This is a genomic window from Streptomyces sp. LZ34 (assembly GCF_053890475.1).
In genome coordinates, this window is record NZ_CM132680.1 from 9654386 (window position 1) to 9674502 (window position 20117).

General features: G+C 72.5%; 16 protein-coding genes, 1 pseudogene and 1 riboswitch. Of the genes and pseudogenes, 8 read left to right on the forward strand and 9 right to left on the reverse strand.

What is annotated here, in order from left to right; genetic code table 11:
• Positions 1-77 precede the first annotated feature (77 nt).
• A riboswitch (cobalamin riboswitch) is annotated at positions 78-278 on the reverse strand.
• A gap of 120 nt (positions 279-398) precedes the next feature.
• On the reverse strand, positions 399-665 hold the full coding sequence (locus ACWY4P_RS41550; protein WP_456205946.1) for a hypothetical protein: 267 nt from the start codon (positions 663-665) through the stop codon (positions 399-401).
• A 12-nt stretch (positions 666-677) separates the two neighbouring features.
• Positions 678-1952 carry an anion permease gene (locus ACWY4P_RS41555; RefSeq protein ID WP_456205947.1) on the reverse strand — a complete coding sequence of 425 codons (1275 nt, stop codon included), beginning with the start codon at positions 1950-1952 and terminating at the stop codon, positions 678-680.
• A 350-nt stretch (positions 1953-2302) separates the two neighbouring features.
• On the opposite strand from ACWY4P_RS41555, the gene ACWY4P_RS41560 reads away from it, so the two are divergent.
• The 6 genes from ACWY4P_RS41560 (at position 2303) to ACWY4P_RS41585 (ending at position 9091) form a co-directional block, all read left to right on the forward strand.
• Positions 2303-2962: a class II aldolase/adducin family protein gene (locus ACWY4P_RS41560; RefSeq protein WP_456213230.1), complete on the forward strand. Its 660-nt coding sequence runs from the start codon at positions 2303-2305 to the stop codon at positions 2960-2962.
• A gap of 115 nt (positions 2963-3077) precedes the next feature.
• Positions 3078-4211, forward strand: a complete 1134-nt coding sequence (locus tag ACWY4P_RS41565) for an alpha/beta hydrolase (RefSeq protein ID WP_456205949.1) — start codon at positions 3078-3080, stop codon at positions 4209-4211.
• 175 nt (positions 4212-4386) lie between these two features.
• The gene (locus tag ACWY4P_RS41570; RefSeq protein ID WP_456213231.1) at positions 4387-5847 is read left to right on the forward strand and encodes a hypothetical protein; all 1461 of its coding nucleotides are present in this window, start codon (positions 4387-4389) and stop codon (positions 5845-5847) included.
• A 165-nt stretch (positions 5848-6012) separates the two neighbouring features.
• Positions 6013-7611: an ABC-F family ATP-binding cassette domain-containing protein gene (locus ACWY4P_RS41575; RefSeq protein WP_456205950.1), complete on the forward strand. Its 1599-nt coding sequence runs from the start codon at positions 6013-6015 to the stop codon at positions 7609-7611.
• Positions 7612-7969: 358 nt separating this feature from the next.
• Positions 7970-8194, forward strand: a complete 225-nt coding sequence (locus tag ACWY4P_RS41580) for a helix-turn-helix domain-containing protein (RefSeq protein WP_319697462.1) — start codon at positions 7970-7972, stop codon at positions 8192-8194.
• Positions 8195-8311: 117 nt separating this feature from the next.
• Positions 8312-9091, forward strand: coding sequence for an enoyl-CoA hydratase/isomerase family protein (locus ACWY4P_RS41585; RefSeq protein ID WP_456205953.1), 780 nt, complete (start codon positions 8312-8314; stop codon positions 9089-9091).
• Positions 9092-9185: 94 nt separating this feature from the next.
• Here ACWY4P_RS41585 and ACWY4P_RS41590 read toward each other — a convergent pair whose 3' ends face one another.
• Positions 9186-11012: a SpoIIE family protein phosphatase gene (locus ACWY4P_RS41590; protein ID WP_456205955.1), complete on the reverse strand. Its 1827-nt coding sequence runs from the start codon at positions 11010-11012 to the stop codon at positions 9186-9188.
• Positions 11013-11105: 93 nt separating this feature from the next.
• Between ACWY4P_RS41590 and ACWY4P_RS41595 the strand changes: the two genes are divergently transcribed.
• Together ACWY4P_RS41595 and ACWY4P_RS41600 are read left to right on the forward strand one after the other, a co-directional pair.
• Positions 11106-15332: a HAMP domain-containing protein gene (locus ACWY4P_RS41595; protein ID WP_456205956.1), complete on the forward strand. Its 4227-nt coding sequence runs from the start codon at positions 11106-11108 to the stop codon at positions 15330-15332.
• Positions 15329-15817: a response regulator gene (locus ACWY4P_RS41600; protein WP_456205957.1), complete on the forward strand. Its 489-nt coding sequence runs from the start codon at positions 15329-15331 to the stop codon at positions 15815-15817. Before ACWY4P_RS41595 ends, ACWY4P_RS41600 begins: the two co-directional genes overlap by 4 nt.
• 41 nt (positions 15818-15858) lie before the next feature.
• On the opposite strand, the gene ACWY4P_RS41605 is transcribed toward ACWY4P_RS41600, so the two are convergent.
• The 6 genes and pseudogenes from ACWY4P_RS41605 to ACWY4P_RS41630 form a co-directional block, all read right to left on the reverse strand.
• Complete coding sequence (locus ACWY4P_RS41605) at positions 15859-16614, reverse strand: SDR family oxidoreductase (protein WP_456205959.1); 756 nt, start codon at positions 16612-16614, stop codon at positions 15859-15861.
• A gap of 4 nt (positions 16615-16618) precedes the next feature.
• Positions 16619-16999: pseudogene (locus tag ACWY4P_RS41610) on the reverse strand (glycoside hydrolase family 15 protein); the annotation flags it as partial.
• A gap of 129 nt (positions 17000-17128) precedes the next feature.
• On the reverse strand, positions 17129-17947 hold the full coding sequence (locus ACWY4P_RS41615) for an SURF1 family cytochrome oxidase biogenesis protein (RefSeq protein ID WP_456205960.1): 819 nt from the start codon (positions 17945-17947) through the stop codon (positions 17129-17131).
• A gap of 152 nt (positions 17948-18099) precedes the next feature.
• On the reverse strand, positions 18100-18333 hold the full coding sequence (locus ACWY4P_RS41620) for a hypothetical protein (protein ID WP_456205962.1): 234 nt from the start codon (positions 18331-18333) through the stop codon (positions 18100-18102).
• A gap of 115 nt (positions 18334-18448) precedes the next feature.
• The gene (locus ACWY4P_RS41625; RefSeq protein WP_456205964.1) at positions 18449-19438 is read right to left on the reverse strand and encodes a DEDDh family exonuclease; all 990 of its coding nucleotides are present in this window, start codon (positions 19436-19438) and stop codon (positions 18449-18451) included.
• 104 nt (positions 19439-19542) lie between these two features.
• Positions 19543-20085 (reverse strand): hypothetical protein, encoded by a 543-nt coding sequence (locus ACWY4P_RS41630; protein ID WP_456205966.1) that lies wholly within the window; start codon positions 20083-20085, stop codon positions 19543-19545.
• Positions 20086-20117: the final 32 nt, after the last annotated feature.

Below are 20117 nucleotides of genomic sequence, written 5' to 3' on the forward strand. Positions count from 1 at the left end.
GGGCCGCGGGTGGGGCGGCGGCGGCATGGCGGTGCCGGGCATGGCGGTATGTCCTCACTCAGGGTCCGCGCCCTGGTTCGACGTGACCGGCGGTGAGAGTCTCCTGGCTCCCGGATCCGCGCTTCTCCCGGTCTTCCAGCCTCCGTGTGGACGGCCGTGACTCGTACAGGTGATGGGAGAGCGCTCCCCGGTGACAGTGGCGGGACCGCGCCGGATTCTCACCGGCTTCCTCTCCTGCCGCCGTTTGGCTCCGGAAGTCCACCATGGGCCGCGAATGGCCGTCAACTCGCGAATGCCCCACCCTGCGTGAGTGTGCCGAGGAGCACATGCCACGGCCGCCGGGCGGTCCGCGCTGGTCGGCGCGTTCCGGCCCGGCGGCCGTGGGTGGGTCGAGCGGGTCAGGCCACGATCAGATTGATGCCGTACACCACGGCCGCCGCGCACAGTGCGAAGCAGGCGTACGCGCCGGCGCGCGCGGGGTTGAAGGCCGCGCCCGCCGGGGCCGAGGTGCCGGAGGGGGTGGCGGCGGCGGTCGGGCCTGCCTCCGCCTGCCGCGGCTTGCGGGAGGTGCCGAGGATGCCGAGGGTGAAGACGCCCACGAAGCCGACGGTCACCGCGAGGCTGATGCCGAAGACCTGGCCGAGAGCCGCCCAGTCGATGCTCATCGCGTTACTTCCTTAGCTGGTGCTGCCGGTGGCCGCGGATGCGCCTGCCGGGGTGGCGGAGGAGGCGGAGGAGGAGGCGGAAGCGGCAACGGCGGGGGCCACCGGCCCGGCGGGCGGCGGGGCCACGGACTGGAGGGCGGCCGTGACGACGCCCACCGGCTCGGCCGGCGCCGTCGCGGCCTCGTTGACATCGTTGACGTTGGTGTGGTCGACGGGCTTGCGGCGCGAGGCCGCCCAGATCCCGGCGCAGGCGGCGACCGCGAGCACGGCGACCGCCGTGACGCCCCAGTCGCCCTGGTCCGCCAGGAGTGCCGCGCCGCCCGCGACGAGGCCCGCGGCGGGCAGGGTGAGCACCCAGGCGAGGACCATGCGGCCCGCGGTGGACCAGCGCACCACGCCGCCCTTGCGGCCGATCCCCGCGCCCATCACGGAACCGGAGCAGACCTGGGTGGTGGAGAGCGCGAAGCCGATGTGGGACGAGGCGAGGATGACGGTCGCGGCGCCGGTCTGGGCGGCGAAGCCCTGCGGCGGCTGGATGTCGGTGATGCCCTTGCCCATGGTGCGGATGATGCGCCAGCCGCCCAGGTACGTACCGAGGGCGATGGCCAGCCCCGCGGAGACGATGACCCACAGCGGCGGGTCGGAGTCGGGCGCGACCGCGCCGCCGGTGATCAGTGCCAGGGTGATCACACCCATGGTCTTCTGGGCGTCGTTGGTGCCGTGGGCGAGGGAGACCAGCGCGGCCGAGGCGATCTGCCCGGCGCGGTAGCCCTTCGCGGTGTCCTGGGGGTCGCGGCCGCGGGCCAGCCGGTAGGTGAGCCGGGTCGCGACCAGGGCGGCGATTCCGGCCACGAGCGGCGCGGCCACGGCCGGGATCAGGACCTTCATGATGATCTTGTCGCTGTTGACCCCGTCCATGCCGACGGAGACCAGGGTCGCGCCGATGAGGCCGCCGAAGAGGGCGTGCGAGGAGCTGGAGGGCAGTCCGGCCAGCCAGGTCAGCAGGTTCCAGAGGATCGCGCCGACCAGACCCGCGAAGATCACTTCGGGGCGGACTCCGGAGCCCTCGTCGATGATCCCTCCGGAGATCGTCTTGGCGACCTCCACGGAGAGGAACGCGCCGACGAGATTGAGGACCGCCGACATCGCCACGGCCGTCCGGGGACCGAGAGCTCCCGTGGAGATGGTGGTGGCCATGGCATTGGCCGTGTCGTGGAAGCCGTTCGTGAAGTCGAACACCAAGGCCGTGATGATCACGATCCCAATGAGAAGCGTGATGTGTTCCATCGAACTCCTTCGTGGGGGAATGCGATCCCCGAACTTGGCGGCACGGAGCGCCACCAGGTCGCTACATTCTGTGGTGCAATGCAAGTGCCAGGCCCCCTCTTTTGAGAGGGGAGGAGTCGCACACCCGGGCCATCGGTTCGACAACCAACGCGTGCCTCACGACCGTAAGGACATGGGGTGAACGGAAGGTGAACTGGGGTGGGCTCGGGGGTGACGCGGCTGAGGGAGTGGAGCGCCGAAGCCCCGCGCACCTCCCGCCCTACCTCCCCGTGCCCCTCTCTGCCATGATCGGCGCCCGGAGGTGAGGGACCGTGACGGAGCCGGAACCGGAACCGGAGACCGCGCGACCGCTGAGGGTCGGGGAGCGGCCGGAGCTGCGGGAGGCCTGGGAACGGGTGGTGGAGACGGCCCGCAGGACGGTCGCCGACGGCCTGGTCGTCGGCACCTCGGGCAATGTCTCGGCCAGGGTCGGCGACATCGTGCTGGTGACCCCGAGCGGCGTCCCGTACGACCGGCTCGGCCCGGGTGACGCGGTCGGCGTCGACCTGGACGGGCGCCAGGTGATCGGCGAACTGGCCCCCACCAGCGAGCTGCCCATGCACCTCGCGATCTACCGCGGCACCGACGCCGCGGCCGTCGTCCACACCCACGCCGTGCACGCCACGGCGGTCTCCACCCTGGTCGACGAGGTCCCCGCGATCCACTACATGACCTGCGCCCTCGGCGGCCCGGTGCGCGTCGCGGGCTACGCCCTGTACGGCACCGACGAGTTGGCCCACAAGATGCTCGACGCGCTGCGCGACCGCACCGGCTGTCTGCTGCGCAACCACGGCACGGTCGTCCACGGCGCCACGCTCGACCAGGCGTACGACCGGACGGCCCAGCTGGAGTGGATGTGCCGGGTCTGGCTCACCGCGGCCGCCGTCCCCGGGTACACCCCGGCCCTGCTGTCGCCCGACGAGCTGCGGCGCGCCGCGGGCAAGCTCAGCGGCTACGGCCAGCCCCGCTGAGCCCCGGGCCCGGCCGGGCCCCGGGCCCGGCGCACCGCCCCCGGACCGGCGGGTCGATCACCCGGCCGGGCACGCCCGCTGGCTTGCGGCGGCCTCCCCGCTCACACTGAGAGGGATGCGCCTGCGGACGAAGGCGGTTGTGGCCGCCACCACGATGCTCAGTGTCGGCGCGGCCGCGGTGGCGGCCGGGCGGTACGCCAGCGACGCTGCCCTGAAGCCGGGCCCCGGCCGGCCGCTGCCGCACGACCCGCGGCTCACCGTGCACGCCACCGAGGCCGGCCGGATCACCCTCACCCGCAGCCTCGCCTCGCTGCGCCCCGGCACCTACGGCCTCGCCGGCGCCGCCTGCCACGCCGTCGTCGGCCCCGTCATCGAGGACGCCCCGCACCCCGCGGACTGCGTGGTCCGCCGCCTGGAACGGGTCACCTACGGCACCCTGGCCCCCGGCACCCGCGTCCGCTTCACCCCCCAGGTGCACACCGGCAGTCCGCGGGACGCGCTCGGGATCGACCACGCCGATGTCGATGTGCCCGGCGAACTGGGCGTGCTGCCCGCCTGGTTCATACCCGGCGACCGCTCCGCCTGGGTGATCACCGTGCACGGCCTCGGCACCACCCGCGAGCACCCCATGGTGCTCATGCCGTTCCTGCACGAGCGGCGGTTCCCGCTGCTCGGCATCGCCTACCGCGGCGACCCGGGCGCCCCCCGCCCCGAGGACGGCATCGGACACCTCGGCGAGACCGAGTGGCACGACCTGGACGCCGCCATCCGCTACGCGGTGCACTACGGCGCGGAGCGCGTCATCCTGTACGGCTGGTCCACCGGCGCCACCATGGCCCTGCGCGCCGCCGCGGCCTCCGCGCTGCGGGACCGGGTCAGCGGGCTCGTCCTGGACTCCCCGGTGCTCGACTGGCAGGCCACCCTGCGGGCGCTCGCCTCGGCCCGGCGCATCCCCTCCGCGCTGCTGCCGCTCGCGATACGGGCCGCCGAGGGGCGGGCCGGACTGCACGGGGGCCGACTCATGGCGGCTGAGACGGCCGACCTGGACGGGCTGAAGGTGCCGACGCTGATCATGCACGGCCCGGACGACACCGTGGCCCCGTGGGGCGCCTCGCGCGAACTCGCCGAGCGCCACTCGGAACTGGTCACCCTTCACCCGGTCCGCCACGCCCCGCACGCCGCGATGTGGAACGCCGGCCCCGAAGGGTACGAAGACATGCTGGGCCGCTTTCTGATGCCGCTGATGTAATGCTCGCGGCCGGTGCCGAGAGGGAACCGGAAGCGCCGTCGGCGACCTCTGTGACCGGCGCGGGCAACCGCCGTACGGGTGCCGATTGGGCTTTCGGGCCGTCACGGGCGAGACTGCTCCCGTGACGTCCCGTACTCCGCGCGACTCCCGGCTCCGACTCGTCCGCCAGCGGCCGATGGCCACAGCCCGCCGGGTTGTGCCGAACCGCGGCTCCCGACCGACGCCCCGCCCGCCCGAGGGCACTCCGCCCCCCTCGGAGCTCGCCCGGCAGGCCAGGTCGGGACTTGCCGGGGCCGTACAGATCGCCCGGTGGGCCGCGAGCGGGCACAGCGTCCCGGGCGTGCTCCCCACCGAGGCCGTCGCCGAGGCCGCCGCCGCTCTGGGCGTCCCCCCTGAACAGATCCGGGCCGACTGGGACCGGGCCCGCCTGGTCGGCCTGATCGAGCTGCACGGCGGCATCGCCCGCCCCGGCTGGCGGCTGCGCGCCTGGGACCGTGACGACAGCGCGGTGCTGCGCGGCTGGGTCGCGCTGCTCGACGCCTGGTCCCTGGCCCGCCCGGCCCCGGCCACGGCCGAGCCCACCGCCGTCGCCGAGGTCGTCGAGGCGCTGCCGCAGCTGCTGTCCCTGCTCCAGCTGTCGGCCGGTCCGGTGCAGGTCGCGGCGCTCCTGGACATGCTCCAGCAGCGCGTCGCCGAGCTGCGCACCGAGCGGTGCGAGGTGCCGTACGGCCCCGCGGCCGCCCCCGGTCCCGACGACACCGCCCCCGCCGGGGCGCCGGGCGCCGCGGACTCCCTGGAGGCGCTGCTCGACTGGGCCCTGGACGCGCTCGCCTCCGTGGGCGCGCTCGTGGTGCTGGACGGGTCCCGGGCGGACGGCTCCCCGGAGGCGGGGGAGGGGCCGAGGGAGGCCGCCCACCCCGGCGCGGAGCAAGCGGTGGAAGCGGTGGAAGCAGCGCAAGCGGTGCAAGCAGAACAAGCTGAGCAACGCGAGGCCGTGCTCAGCGCGCTCGGCAACTGGGCGGTGTGGGTCAAGCTGGAGCAGATCTGCGTCGCCGCCCAGAGCCCCGCCGGGAACATCGAGCAGCCCGCCGCGGACATGCTGCGCGGCTGCGCGGGCCTGACCCCCGGCCCGGCCCGCGCCGAGTACCGGGCCTGGCTCGCCGCCCGCCCCGTCGGCAGCGCCGTCACCGAGCTCATCGAGGCGGCCCGCGGCGACGACGCGCTGCTGCGCGGGCTCGCCTTCGAGGCGCTGCGCGTCGTCGGGGCGCCCGCCGAGCCCACCGTGCGGGCCGTGGTCGACGAGTCCGCGCTGCGCCCGTACGCGCTGCTGTGGCTGGCCGAGCACGAGGGGGCCGACCCGGAGGACGCGCTGGACGTGCTCACCCGCGAGGAGGCCACCTGGCTGTGGGTGGACACGGCCGCGGCCATCTCCGACCACGGCGAGAGCCCGATGCTCGTGCGCCACCTGGAATCCGCCGTGCAGGGCACGGTCCCGGCGCTGCTCGAGGAGGTACGGGCCGTGGGCCACCCCCGCACCGTGCACGTCCTCGTCGCGCTGGCCGCCGCCCACCCCGATCCGGCCCTCGCCAAGGCGGTGCGCCGCGCGGCCTTCCAGGTGCACACGGGCGGCGCCTGACCAGGGCCGGGCCCTGGCCGTGCACGGGAGGCCCGCCCGGGCCGGGAAAAAGCTCTTGCGGGCCCCGCTAAACTAATCGCATGGCAATTCTCCTCGCGCATTAGACGGCGTCGGCCTCTTTCCGCCCGTCCGTCCAGCCGTCCACCCTGCCCTGGAGTAATTCCCGTGATCACCGCCTCCGGCATCGAGTTGCGCGCCGGCGCCCGTGTCCTCATCGAGTCCGCCTCCTTCCGCGTCGCCAAGGGCGACCGCATCGGCCTCGTCGGCCGTAACGGCGCGGGCAAGACCACCCTCACCAAGTGTTTGGCCGGTGAGGGCATCCCGGCCGCCGGCACCATCGCCCGCTCCGGCCAGGTCGGCTATCTGCCCCAGGACCCGCGCACCGGCGACCTCGACGTGCTCGCGCGCGACCGCATCCTCTCCGCCCGCGAGCTGGACTCGGTGCTCCGCAAGATGCGCGAGAACGAGGACCGGATGGCGAACGGCAAGGGCGCCACCCGCGAGCGCGCGATGAAGAAGTACGAGCGGCTGGAGACCGAGTTCCTCACCAAGGGCGGTTACGCCGCCGAGGCGGAGGCCGCGACCATCGCCGCCAGCCTCGGGCTGCCCGACCGGGTGCTCGGCCAGCCCCTGCATACGCTCTCCGGCGGTCAGCGCCGCCGGGTCGAGCTGGCCCGCATCCTCTTCTCGGACTCCGACGTCCTGCTCCTGGACGAGCCGACCAACCACCTCGACGCCGACTCCATCATCTGGCTGCGGGACTACCTGAAGACCTACCGCGGCGGCTTCATCGTCATCTCCCACGATGTGGACCTGGTCGAGACGGTCGTCAACAAGGTCTTCTACCTGGACGCCAACCGCTCGGTCATCGACGTCTACAACATGGGCTGGAAGCTCTACCAGGCCCAGCGCGAGGCCGACGAGAAGCGCCGCAAGCGGGAGCGGGCCAACGCGGAGAAGAAGGCCGCGGCGCTCAACTCCCAGGCGGACAAGATGCGCGCCAAGGCCACCAAGACGGTGGCCGCGCAGAACATGGCCCGCCGTGCCGAGAAGCTGCTGTCCGGCCTCGACGCGGTGCGGCAGGCCGACAAGGTCGCCAAGCTCCGCTTCCCGGACCCCGCCCCGTGCGGCAAGACGCCCCTGGCGGCCGAGGGCCTGTCCAAGTCGTACGGCTCGCTGGAGATCTTCACCGACGTCGACCTGGCGGTCGACCGGGGCTCGCGGGTGGTCATCCTGGGGCTCAACGGCGCGGGCAAGACGACCCTGCTGCGGCTGCTGGCCGGGGTCGAGAAGCCGGACACCGGGCAGGTCACCCCCGGTCACGGTCTGAAGCTCGGTTACTACGCGCAGGAGCACGAGACGCTCGACCCGGACCGCACGGTCCTGGAGAACATGCGCTCGGCCGCCCCCGACCTCGACCTCGTGGACATCCGCAAGACGCTGGGGTCCTTCCTCTTCTCCGGTGACGACGTCGACAAGCCGGCGGCCGTGCTGTCCGGCGGCGAGAAGACCCGGCTCGCGCTGGCCACGCTCGTGGTCTCCTCGGCCAACGTCCTGCTGCTCGACGAGCCCACCAACAACCTCGACCCGGCCAGCCGCGAGGAGATCCTCGGCGCGCTGCGCACCTTCACGGGCGCGGTGGTGCTGGTGACGCACGACGAGGGCGCCGTCGACGCACTGCAGCCGGAGCGGATCATTCTGCTGCCGGACGGCGTCGAGGACCTGTGGGGCGAGGACTACGCGGACCTCGTCGCGCTCGCCTGATCCGGCTCCGGTTCGCCTCCCGTAGATCATTCGCCATAGATCATTCGGCCTAGGCGTGATCCTTCATCTGAGTGAGAACGGCTGGTACCGCGGCGCGTCGTCACCGACCGGCGCATGAAGCGTGCCGTGCGCCGGCGTGCGGTGGCGCGGTCACGCCCACCCATGGGCTGACCTGCCGGTTCGTCCATCATGTGGACCGTTTCTGGGCGCGCCTGCCTGCGGAATCTTCGATTCCGGGCGCGATCACCCCATCAATTCGGGGAAGCCTTCCTCCACAGACCTTGCCGAATGGGTGGCCAGGAAGCCGCCTAGGGGTGATCATGAGAGTCCAGAGCGCACTTCCCATGAGGAGGCACGGGTGGCCGAGACTCTGAAGAAGGGCAGCCGGGTGACCGGCGCCGCGCGCGAAAAGCTCGCGGCAGACCTGAAGAAAAAGTACGACTCCGGTGCGAGCATCCGGGCGCTGGCCGAAGAGACTGGCCGCTCCTACGGATTCGTCCACCGGATGCTCAGTGAGTCCGGCGTGGCCCTGCGTGGTCGCGGTGGAGCGACACGGGGCAAGAAGGCCGCAACGTCGGCCTGACACCCCAGATATGTCGTACCGGTGGGTGTGAGCGGTGCCACCCGGTTGATCGGACCGTTGGCCGGGTGGTTACTGTGCAGTCACTTAGTCGTGTGACCGCACCCACCGGAGGCTTCTGTGACCCTACTGGACAAGGACGGCGTTCGCCTCACCGCTGATGACGCGATCGCCACGGTGACCCTGACCAACCCCGACAAGCGGAACGCCCAGTCGCCCGCGACCTGGCGGGCCCTGGCCGAGGCCGGACGGGCGCTGCCGGGCAGCGTGCGGGTGGTGGTGCTGCGCGCCGAGGGCAAGTCCTTCTCCGCAGGGCTCGACCGGCAGGCGTTCACGCCCGAGGGGTTCGACGGCGAGCCGTCCTTCCCCGAGCTGGCCCGCCGCTCCGACATGGAGCTGGACGCCGTCATCGCCGGGTATCAGGAGGCGTTCACCTGGTGGCGGCGGCACGACATCATCTCCGTCGCCGCCGTCCAGGGCCATGCCATCGGCGCGGGCTTCCAGCTGGCCCTCGGCTGTGACCTGCGGGTCTGTGCGGACGACGCACAGTTCGCGATGCGCGAGACCAGCCTCGGGCTGGTCCCCGACCTCACCGGCACCCATCCGCTGGTCTCCCTCGTGGGCTACGCCCGAGCGCTGGAGATCTGTCTGACCGGGCGCTTCGTCCACGCCGAGGAGGCCGAGCGCACCGGCCTGGCCAACCTGGTCGTGCCCGCCGCGGAACTGGACGCGGCGGTCCGGGACCTGGCGGCGGCGCTGCTGGCCGCGCCCCGCGACGCCGTGATCGAGACCAAGGCGCTGCTGCGCGGGGCGGGGGAGCGGACGTACGAGGAGCAGCGCGCCGCCGAGCGCGCCGCGCAGGCCCGGCGGCTGCGCGACCTGGCGGGCCTGGGCGAGTAGCGCGAAGGTCGGCGCAAAGGGCCCTGGGCGCCGTACCGGCACGGCCCACGCGGGCACTGCCCGCACCGCAGGCACCGACTGCACCCGGCGCTGCCTATAGCAGCGCCACCTGAACCGTTCCCGGCGGCACCGGCACCGCTTCGAGCACGAGCACCGCGAGGTCGTCGTCGATCGGCTCGGGGCCGAAGTCATGGGTGGCGCGCCGGACTCGTTCCGCCACCGCCTTGGCGCCCAGGCCCATGCACCCCCGCAGGATGTCGGCGAGGCCGTCGTCGTCGTCCAGCTGCCGGTTGCCGCTGCGCCGCTCGGTCACCCCGTCGGTGACGCACAGCAGCGTCTCGCCGAGCGCCAGGTCGAAGGTGTCGGCGCGGAACTCGGCGCCCTCGTCGATGCCCAGCAGCATCTGGTGGCTGCCCGTGGGGGCCACCGTGCCGTCGGCGGCCAGCCGCAGCGGCAGCGGGTGCCCGGCGCTGGCCAGGGTGCAGTGGGCGGCGCCGGTGGCCGGGTCGGGCTCCAGCTCCCCGTACAGCAGGCTCAGGAAGCGCGGCCGGGCCTGCTCGCCGCCGACCGCCACGGCCTCCGCGCCCTCCTCCACCAGCGCCTGGTTCAGCCGGCCGAGCACCGACTCGACGCCGTGGCCCTCGCGGGCCAGCAGCCGGACCAGATGGCGGGCCAGGCCGGTCACCGACATCGCCTCCGGGTCGCTGCCGCATACGTCGCCGAGCAGGAAGCACCAGCGGCGGCTGCCCATCGGGAACAGGTCGTAGAAGTCGCCGCCGACGGTCTGGCCCTCGCCGTGCGGCTCGTAGACGATCGCCGTGTCGACGCCCGGGATGTGGGCGAGGGAGACGGGCAGCTGCCGGCGCTGGAGCGCCCGGCTGATGGTCGCCTGCCGGGTGTACCGCCGGGCGGTGGCCACGGCCTGGGCGACCCGCCGCGCCACATCGCCCGACAGCCGCGCCACGCCCTCGGTCAGCTGGGGGACGCCCGCCCGGCCCAGCAGCAGCACCCCGTGGTCGCCGCTCTGGGCCAGCAGCGGGAACGCCAGGGCGGCCCCGCCCGCGCCGCGGCCGTCCGCGGGCTCGGGCCAGGGCCAGGGGGTGCCCGAGGGGTCGAGCCCGGTCGGCGGCGGATGGCTCTCCAGCGCCAGCCGGAGCGCATCGTTCCGGCGCTCGTCGCTGTGCCAGACGCGGGAGAGCCGCAGCCGCTCGCCCTCGGTGCTCAGCCACACCGCGCACCAGTCGGCGAGCCGGGGTACGAGCAGCTGTCCGGCGAGGGCGGCGACCATGTGCTCGTCGAGCTGTCCGGCGAGGAGTTCGCTGGCCTCCGCGAGGAACGAGGGCCCGCCGCGGTCGACCCACCCGGTGGCGCGGTCGGGGTGACGCGTCGGCGCGGCCGGGGCGAGGGCCTTGGCGAAGCGCACCTCGCCGCCCACCGCGTCGGCCGGGACGGCGGCGGCCGCCGTCCCCTCCCGCTCGGCGTCCAGCCGGAACCACACCGCCTTGCTGGTGCGGTGGTAGGTCACGCCCCAGGACTCGGCGAGCGCGCCCATCAGCTGGAGACCGCGGCCGCGGCGCCCGGTGTCCTGGCCGCCGTACACCGCGCTGGCGGGGTGGAGGTCCGTCACCTCGACGACGACGCCCGGGTGCGCGGCCTGTAGCCGGCAGATGACCTCGATCTCGGTGCCCGCGTGCAGCACCGCGTTGGTGACCAGCTCGCTCACCAGGAGCACGGCGTCCTCGATCAGCCGGTCACCGAGGGGGCGCGGCCCCAGGGCCGCCGCCGGGCCTGGTCCGGTGAGCGTCGTGCGGACGAACGCGCGCGCCGCGGCGGGTGCCCCCACGGTTCCGGGCAGCGTGGTCCGCGAGACGGACTCCCGCGGAACCCGAGAAACCCGAGAAAGAGGAAGCAAGGCTCCCACCTGCTGCTCCTGGCGTTATGGAACGATTAGGTCATGTAGGTGCCATATTATGACAGGCACAGGCGTGCGGATCGATCTTTAAGAGACGATGTCATGGCAAATAACCCGACTCCCATAGACATCCGAGCCGAACTCCCGGGCTTCCCGCCGGGCGAGGAGCGGGTGAGCGCGGCAGGGCTGCGCTCCCTGCTGGGAGCGATGCAGGCGTTGTGCGACGGGGACTTCTCCGTACGCGCCAACGGCTCGGAAGAGGGCACACTCGGCGAGATGGCCGCGGCGTTCAACCAACTCGTGGCGCGGAACGCCCATCTGGCCTCGGAACTCCAGCGGGTGCGCCGCGAGGTGGTACGGCAGGGCCGGCTGGACGAGCGGATCACGGCCAGCCCCGGCCAAGGGGCCTGGACGACGAGCGTGGACGCGGCGAATCAGCTGGTGGACGCGCTCGTCGGCCCCGTCTCGAACGCCACCCAGGTGCTGGACGCGGTCGCCGCGGGCGATCTGACCAAACGGGTGGACCTGCACGACGGCAATCGTCAGCTGCGCGGCGATCTGCGTCGGCTGGGGCGCGGCGTCAACCGGACGGTAGACCAGCTGTCGCTGTTCACCGGCGAGCTCACCCGGGTCGCCCGCGAGGTCGGCACCGAGGGCCGGCTCGGCGGCCGGGCGAAGGTCCAGGGGCTGTCCGGCGACTGGCGCGTGGTCACCGAGGCCGTCAACACCATGGCCTCGCGGCTGACCGCACAGGTGCGGGACATCGCCGTGGTGACCACGGCGGTGGCGCGCGGCGACCTCACCCGGCAGGTGACCGTCGAGGCCACCGGCGAGCTGCTGGAGCTGAAGCTGACCGTGAACACGATGGTCGACCAGCTGCGGGCGTTCGCGGACGAGGTGACCCGGGTGGCCCGCGAGGTGGGCACCGAGGGCGAGCTGGGCGGCCGGGCGCAGGTCCGCGGGGTCTCGGGGGTCTGGAAGGACCTCACGGACAACGTCAACTTCATGGCGTCCAACCTGACCTCGCAGGTCCGCAACATCGCCCAGGTGACCACGGCGGTGGCCAACGGCGACCTGTCGCAGAAGATCACGGTGGACGCCCGGGGCGAGATCCTCCAGCTGAAGAGCACCGTCAACACGATGGTGGACCAGCTCTCCGCGTTCGCGGACGAGGTGACCCGGGTGGCCCGCGAGGTGGGCACCGAGGGCCGGCTGGGCGGCCGGGCGCAGGTCCGCGGGGTCTCGGGGGTCTGGAAGGACCTCACCGAGAACGTCAACTTCATGGCGGACAACCTGACCTCCCAGGTCCGCAACATCGCCCAGGTCGCCACCGCGGTGGCGGAGGGAGACCTGGGCAAGACGATCACGGTGGAGGCGAAGGGCGAGATCCTGGAGCTGAAGTCGACGATCAACACGATGGTGGACCAGCTCTCCGCGTTCGCCGACGAGGTGACCCGGGTGGCCCGCGAGGTGGGCACCGAGGGCAACCTGGGCGGCCAGGCCCAGGTCCGCGGGGTCTCGGGGGTCTGGAAAGAGCTCACCGACAACGTCAACTTCATGGCGCTGAACCTGACCTCGCAGGTCCGCAACATCGCCCAGGTGACCACGGCGGTGGCCAACGGCGATCTGTCGAAGAAGATCACGGTGGACGCCCGGGGCGAGATCCTGGAGCTGAAGGACACCGTGAACACCATGGTCCAGCAGCTGCGGGCGTTCGCCGACGAGGTCACCCGGGTCGCCCGCGAGGTCGGCACCGAGGGGCAGCTCGGCGGCCGGGCCCAGGTGTCGGGCGTCTCCGGCGTATGGAAGGACCTCACGGACAACGTCAACTTCATGGCGGCCAACCTGACCTCCCAGGTCCGCAACATCGCCCAGGTCGCCACGGCGGTCGCCCAGGGCGACCTGTCCAAGAAGATCGACGTGGACGCGCGCGGCGAGATCCTGGAGCTGAAGACCACCATCAACACGATGGTCGACACGCTCTCCTCGTTCTCCTCCGAGGTCACCCGGGTCGCCCGCGAGGTCGGCAGCGAGGGCCGGCTGGGCGGCCAGGCCCGCGTGGAGGCGGTCTACGGCACCTGGAAGCGGCTGACCACCAACGTCAACGAGCTCGCCCTGAACCTGACCACCCAGGTGCGGGCCATCGCCGAGGTCGCCTCCGCCGTCGCCCAGGGCGACATGACCGGGGCCGTCTCGGTCGAGGCACAGGGCGAGGTCGCCGAGCTCAAGCACAACGTCAACCTCATGGTGACCAACCTGCGCGAGACCACCCGAGCCAAGGACTGGCTGGAGTCCAACCTCGCCCGCATCGCCTCCCTGATGCAGGGCCACCGCGACCTGGTCGAGGTCGCCGACCTGATCCTGCGCGAGCTCACCCCGCTGGTCAACGCGCAGTTCGGGGCCTTCTTCCTGACCGAGGCCGGCGCCAAGCCGGGCGAGGGCCTCGAGTTCATCGCCGGATACGGCATCAACCCGGACAAGGGGCCGCTGCCGCAGAGCGGGTCGGCGGGCCGCGGACTGATCGCCCAGGCGGCCATCGAGAAGAAGCGCATCCTGATCACCGACGTCCCGCCGAACTTCATCTCCATCGACTCCGGGCTCGGGTCCGCGGTTCCGGCCAGCGTCGTCATCCTGCCGATCCAGTACGAGGACCAGGTGCTCGGAGTGATCGAGCTGGCCTCCTTCAGCCGGTTCAGCGAGGTCCACCTGGCCTTCGTCGACCAGTTCGTCAACACCATCGGCGTCTCGATCAACACCATCATCGCCAACGCCCGCACCGAGTCCCTGCTGTCGGAGTCCCAGCGGCTCACCACCGAGCTGCGCCAGCGCTCCAACGAGCTCCAGCGCTCCAACGCGGAGCTGGAGGAGAAGGCCGCGCTGCTGGCCACCGCCTCGCAGTACAAGTCCGAGTTCCTGGCCAACATGTCGCACGAGCTGCGTACCCCGCTCAACTCGCTGCTCATCCTGTCCCGGCTGCTCGCCGACAATCCCGACGGGCGGCTGTCCGTGCAGGAGGAGCAGTTCGCCACCACCATCCACCGCTCCGGTTCCGATCTGCTCCAGCTGATCAACGACATCCTCGACCTGTCGAAGATCGAGGCGGGCCGGATGGATGTCCGCGCCAGGAAGCTGCCGCTGGTCAAGCTGTTGGACTACGTCAACGCCACCTTCCGGCCGCTCGCTGTCGACCGGGGCCTGTCCTTCGAGATCACCGTCGGCGAGGACGTGCCGCGCGAGATGTTCTCCGACGAGCAGCGGCTCCAGCAGATCCTGCGCAACCTGCTCTCCAACGCCCTGAAGTTCACCTCCTCGGGAGGGGTGAAGCTGCACGTCGAGCGGGCGCCCGGAAGGGATTTCGACGAGGAGACGCTGCGGGCCGCGGACGCCGTCGTGGCCTTCTCCGTCACCGACACCGGCATCGGCATCGCGCCCGAGAAGCTGTCCGTGATCTTCGAGGCGTTCCAGCAGTCCGACGGCACCACCAGCCGCAAGTACGGCGGCACCGGGCTCGGCCTGTCCATCAGCCGGGAGATCGCCGGGATGCTGGGCGGCCGGATCGTCGCCGAGAGCGAGGTGAACGTCGGCTCCCGCTTCACCCTCTACATCCCCTCGCACTACGCCGGCGTCGTCCCGGCGCCCGACCCCTCGGACCCCCGGGCCACCGGCTCCACCGTCCCCGCCGCGCCCCCCGCGCCGGACGAGCAGCTGCCGGACGTCGCCGACCACGCGCCCAGCGGGGTGTTCGGCGACGAGACCAGCCTGACGGGCGTCTCGCGCCCGCCGGGCGGCGACGGCCGCGACGAGATCTGGCCGGAGACCACCCGGCTCAGCGAGTGGCAGTCCGGCCGCCCCCGCCGGGTGCTGAACGGGCAGCGCATCCTGATCGTCGACGACGACATCCGGAACGTCTTCGCGCTGACCCATGCGCTGGGCCGGGTCGGCATGACCGTGACATACGCGGAGAACGGCCGTGAGGGCCTGGAGGTCCTGCACCGCAACCCCGACGTCTCCCTGGTCCTGATGGACGTGATGATGCCGGAGATGGACGGCTACGAGACCATCCGGGCCATCCGCGGCACGCCCCGGCTCGCCGATCTGCCGATCATCGCCCTCACCGCCAAGGCCATGCCGGGCGACCGCGAGAAGGCGATCGACAGCGGCGCCAACGAGTACGTCCCCAAGCCCGTGGACATCGACCGGCTGCTGTCGGCCGTCTGCGATCTGCTCGATCCGCCGGGCGGCCCGTCCGACGGGACCACCGCGGCCCGCGCCGGCGCCCAGGGCGCGGACACCGGGCCGCCGCGGCAGGGGGGACGGGGAGAGACATGAGCAGTGGCGCGCCCGAGAAGGCGGCGATTCTGATCGTCGACGACATGGAGGAGAACCTGATCGCGCTGGAAGCCGTCCTCGGCCCGCTCGATCTGCGGCTGGTCCGCGCCCACTCCGGGGAGGAGGCGCTGAAGGCCATGCTGCGCCAGGACTTCGCCGCCGTGCTGCTCGACGTCCTGATGCCGGGCATGGACGGCTTCGAGACGGCCGCCAACATCAAGCGCCTCGACCAGACCAAAGACGTCCCGATCATCCTGCTGACCGGGGAGGACACGGACTCCGACTTCGCCTACCGGGGATACGCGCTCGGCGCGGCCGACTTCGTGACCAAGCCCTTCGACCCCTGGCTGCTGCGCACCAAGGTCAATGTGTTCCTGGAGCTGCACCGCAAGAGCCGCCGGCTCGCCGAGCGCGTCGCCGAGCTGGAGCGGACCGTGGAGACCCTGAGCGCGGCGCCCCCGGCCGGGGACACCCCCCAGCGGTAGCCGGGGGCGAGCCGCGGACCGAGCCCTGGACAAGGGGCGCCTCAGAAGCCGTGCAGGGCGCCGCCGTCCACCGGCAGCATGATGCCGGTCAGGTACGACGCCGCGGGCGAGAGCAGGAACGCCGCCGCCCGGCCGAACTCCTCCGGCGTGCCATAGCGCCGCAGCGGGATCTGCGCGCTGTTGCGGGCCCGCGCCTCGTCCGCGTCGCCGAACAGCGCGTCCAGCTCGCGGACCCGGTCGGTGTCGATGCGGGCCGGCAGCAGGCCCACGACCCGGACGCCCTGCGGGCCCACCTCCGAGGCGAGGGACTTCGCGAAGCCCGCCAGCCCCGGCCGCAGCCCGTTGGAGACCGTCAGGCCGGGGATCGGCTCGTGCACGGAGCCGGAGAGGACGAAGCCGATCACGCCCCCGGAGGAGAGCTCGGCCGCGGCGGTGCGGGCCATGCGGACCGCGCCCAGGAAGACGGAGTCGAAGGCCGCCTGCCACTGGGCGTCGGTGATGTCGGCGGTCAGGCCCGCCGGGGGCCCGCCGACGCTGATGAGGACACCGTCGAAGCCGCCGAAGCGGTCGCGGGCCGTGGCGATCAGGCGCCCGGCCGTGGCCGGGTCGGCGTTGTCGGCCGCGACGCCGACGGCGTTCGGGCCCAGCTCGGCGGCGACGTCCGCCGCTGTTTTCTCGTCGCGAGAGGTGATCACGACCTTCGCACCGTCGGCGACCAGCTCGCGGGCGGCCGCGAAGCCCAGCCCGCGGCTGGCTCCGGTGAGGACGTACACCCGGTCTTTGAGTCCAAGATCCATGGGGTCAGTCTGCCGTGGCGCCCTCAGCGAGCGTAAGGGCGGTCCGCACAAGACCGACGTGGCTGAACGCCTGAGGGAAGTTGCCGAGGAACCGGCCCGCCTCGGGGTCGTACTCCTCGGCCAGCAGACCCACGTCGTTGCGCAGGTCCAGCAGGCGCCCGAACAGCGTGTCGGCCTCCTGGCGGCGGCCGGCCGGCCGCAGGGCGTAGGCCAGCCAGAACGAGCGGGCGAGGAAGGCGCCCTCGGAGCCGGGAAGGCCGTTCACATCGGCCCGGGACGCCCCTCCGGCCCCGTCGGTGCTGTAGCGGCGGATGAGGCCGTCGTGGCTCAGCTCACGGCGGACCGTGTCCCGCATGGCGCGCCGGCGGCCGACGTCCCCCGGGAGCCGCGCTGGATGTGCAGGAATCGGCGCCCACCGGGTGAGCCGCCAGTGGCTGTTGCTGACGCCACCGACGGGCGGCGAAGTAGGCAGGCGAGTGCCGAGGGCGTTCGCGGGGAGCGGGCGATTGCTCCGTCAGCCCGCGTGGGCCGGCTCGGGCTCGGAGGGGGACGTGGCCGCAGATTCGGCCTCGGCGGCCCGCGCGGCCGCCCGGTCACGCAGCTCGCGGCGGACCAGGACCACCCAGCCGATCGGCACGCCCGCGGCGAACAGCCACCATTGGATCGCGTACGCCATGTGCGGGCCGATGCCGCTGTGGTCCGGCTCCGGGACCACCTCGGGCTGGCCGGTGCCCTTCGGGGAGGACTTGGTCAGCTCGATATAGCCGCCGAGGACCGGCTCGGACAGGGACTTCGCCTGCTGCTCGCTGTTGATCAGCATGACCTGGCGGGCGGGCAGCCCCTTCTTGTCCTTGATGCCGCTGCCCCCCGTCGTCTCGTCGGCCTTGAGCCGGCCGGTGACGGTGACCTCGCCGGAGGGGGCCGCGGGCACCTTGGGGAAGCGGGTGAGGTCGTTGCCCGCCGGGATCCAGCCGCGGTTGACGAGGACGGCCCGGCCGTCGTCCATGACGAGCGGGGTGAGCAGGTAGTAGCCGATGGTCTGGTCGTCGGCGGCGGTCCGCTGGCGTACGACCACCTCGTGCCCGCTGTCGTACCGGCCCTTGGCGGTCACGGTGCGCCACATGTCGTCGTGTGCGACACCGCGCCCGGGCGCGGTGAGCCGGTCCACGGGGACGGCCGGGGCGGCCAGGCTCTCCGCGATCAGCTCGTTCTGCGCGACCCGGTGCTCATGGCGGTGGAGCTGCCAGAAGCCCAGCCGGATCATGGCCGGGATCAGGGCGAGCCCCACGAGAGTGAGGATCACCCACTGCCGGGACAACAGGAAGCGGTACACGCCTTGACAGTACTCGCCGACGCCACTCGCCGTGGACCGCCCCCCGGCCCTTGGGGGCACCGAGGGGACAGTCCGGGGCGTTTTCGGTCAAATGCCGTTCAGGTGTGGCTCGGAGGCGTTCGGATGCGGTTCGGATGCGGTTCGGATGCCGTTCAGACGCGGTCGATGATCCCCACCCCTCCTTCGGCCCGGGAGCAGTGGGCGCCGCAGTAGAAGTGGCCGTCCACCTCCACGCCCTGGCCGATGATCTGGCACCGGCAGTGCTCGCAGATGGGCGCCATGCGGTGGATGGCGCAGGAGAAGCAGTCGAAGACGTGCACCGCGCCCTGCGCGTGCACCTCGAACGTCATGTGGTAGTCGTTTCCGCAGACCTCGCAACGTGCCATGGGGCACAGGGTGCGGGCTGTGGGTCGCGGTGGGGGAGCGGCGGCCGGGCGTGTTGGGCCGACTTCACCTGTTTGCTGATTTCACCTGAGTGCTGACTTCACCTGTTTGCCGACGTCACTTGTTCGGCGCGGGGGCCACGTCCCGCAGCAGCTGGGTGAAGGCCGCCTCGTCGATGACCGGGGTGCCGAAGGAGCTCGCTTTGGTGATCTTGGAGGTCGATGCCTCCGGGTCGTTGGTGACCAGCAGGCTGGTCAGCCGGGAGACGCTGGTGGCCACGTGCAGCCCGGCCTCGACGGCCTGGTCCTCCAGCAGCTCGCGGTCGATCGAGGTGTCGCCGGAGAACGCCACCCGCATGCCCTGGACCAGCCGGCCGCCCGGCTCGTAGCGCCCCGGGTTGGGGTAGGGGCAGGCCGGGCGCTTGCGGCTGGGGCGCCAGCTGGTCGCGTGGTAGGACCGCTGGTAGCCGATCGGCCGGGGGGTGTCGGACCATTCGGTCAGCGGCTGGCAGGCGAGCAGGGGCAGCCGCAGCCCGCCCGCGGCGGCCAGGTGCAGACTCGGCCGGAAGGTCTCGGCGAGCACCCGCGCGTCGTCCAGGGCGTGGTGGGCGCGCTCCTGGACCACCCCGTAGTGCGCGGCCAGGGACTCCAGCTTGTGGTTGGGCAGCGGCAGGCCCAGCTCCTTGGAGAGCGCGATGGTGCACAGCCGCTGCCGCACCGGCGCGGCGCTCTTGGCGCGCGCGTACTCCCGGGCGAGCATCGACCAGTCGAAGACCGCGTTGTGCGCGACCAGCACCCGGCCGTCCAGGCGCTCGGCCAGCTCGCCGGCGATCTCCGAAAAGAGCGGGGCGTCGGCCAGGGTGTCGCTGGTCAGGCCGTGGATCCACACCGGGCCCGGGTCGCGCTGCGGATTGACCAGGGTGTACCAGTGGTCCTGCACGGCGCCGCGCGCGTCCAGTTGGTAGACCGCGGCGGACACGATCCGGTCGTCGCGGGCGAGCCCGGTCGTCTCCACGTCGACGACCGCGTATCCGTCGGGATAGGCGGCCGGCCACGGGGAGGGCGGCGGTGCGAGCCGCGGTACGGCGGTCATGCGGTCTTCGAGCATGGTCCATGAGGATACGGGCCGCCGCCGACAGTCAGCCCCGGCAGGGCCCAACACGCGGCCGTCACGGCCCCCCTGACGCTCTGTCGGGTTCACGGGTGGGCCCGTCACTCCGCGACCGGCAGCCGCCGCAGCCTGACCACGCGCTCCGGGTCCGAGTGCCGGTCGTGGCTCAGCTCCCAGCCCAGCTCGCGCGCCGCCTGGACGACATAGCCCGCGCCGACGCCGCGGAAGTCGCGCAGCGGTATGTCGTACGGGCCGGGCGGCGGGGCCTTCTTGGCCGCCTGGGCCGCCTCTTCCTTGCGGGTCCACACGGCGAGCTTCTTGTCGACGCGCGCCCGGTAGAAGTCCGCGTCGCCCTCGTGCCGCAGCTCGGGGAGCGTCACACACCAGCGGGGCCAGATCTCCACGCCGTCGCCGAACGAGTCGATCAGCTTGGAGAAGCCCTTCTCGAACCCGGGGATCAGCGACAGCACCTCCCCGACCACGGCGACCGCGAGGAACACCAGGAAGACGGCCAGCAGCAGCACCCACCACACCGGCAGGACCACCACGGTGAGCAGGAACACGGGCACCAGCAGGGCCATGGGCCGGGCGGGAGGCGGCCCCCAGGAGTCGTCGCGGTACACGGGACCGTCCTCTCGCGGCATCGGAGCATACGTACGGGCCGCCGGGCGGAGCT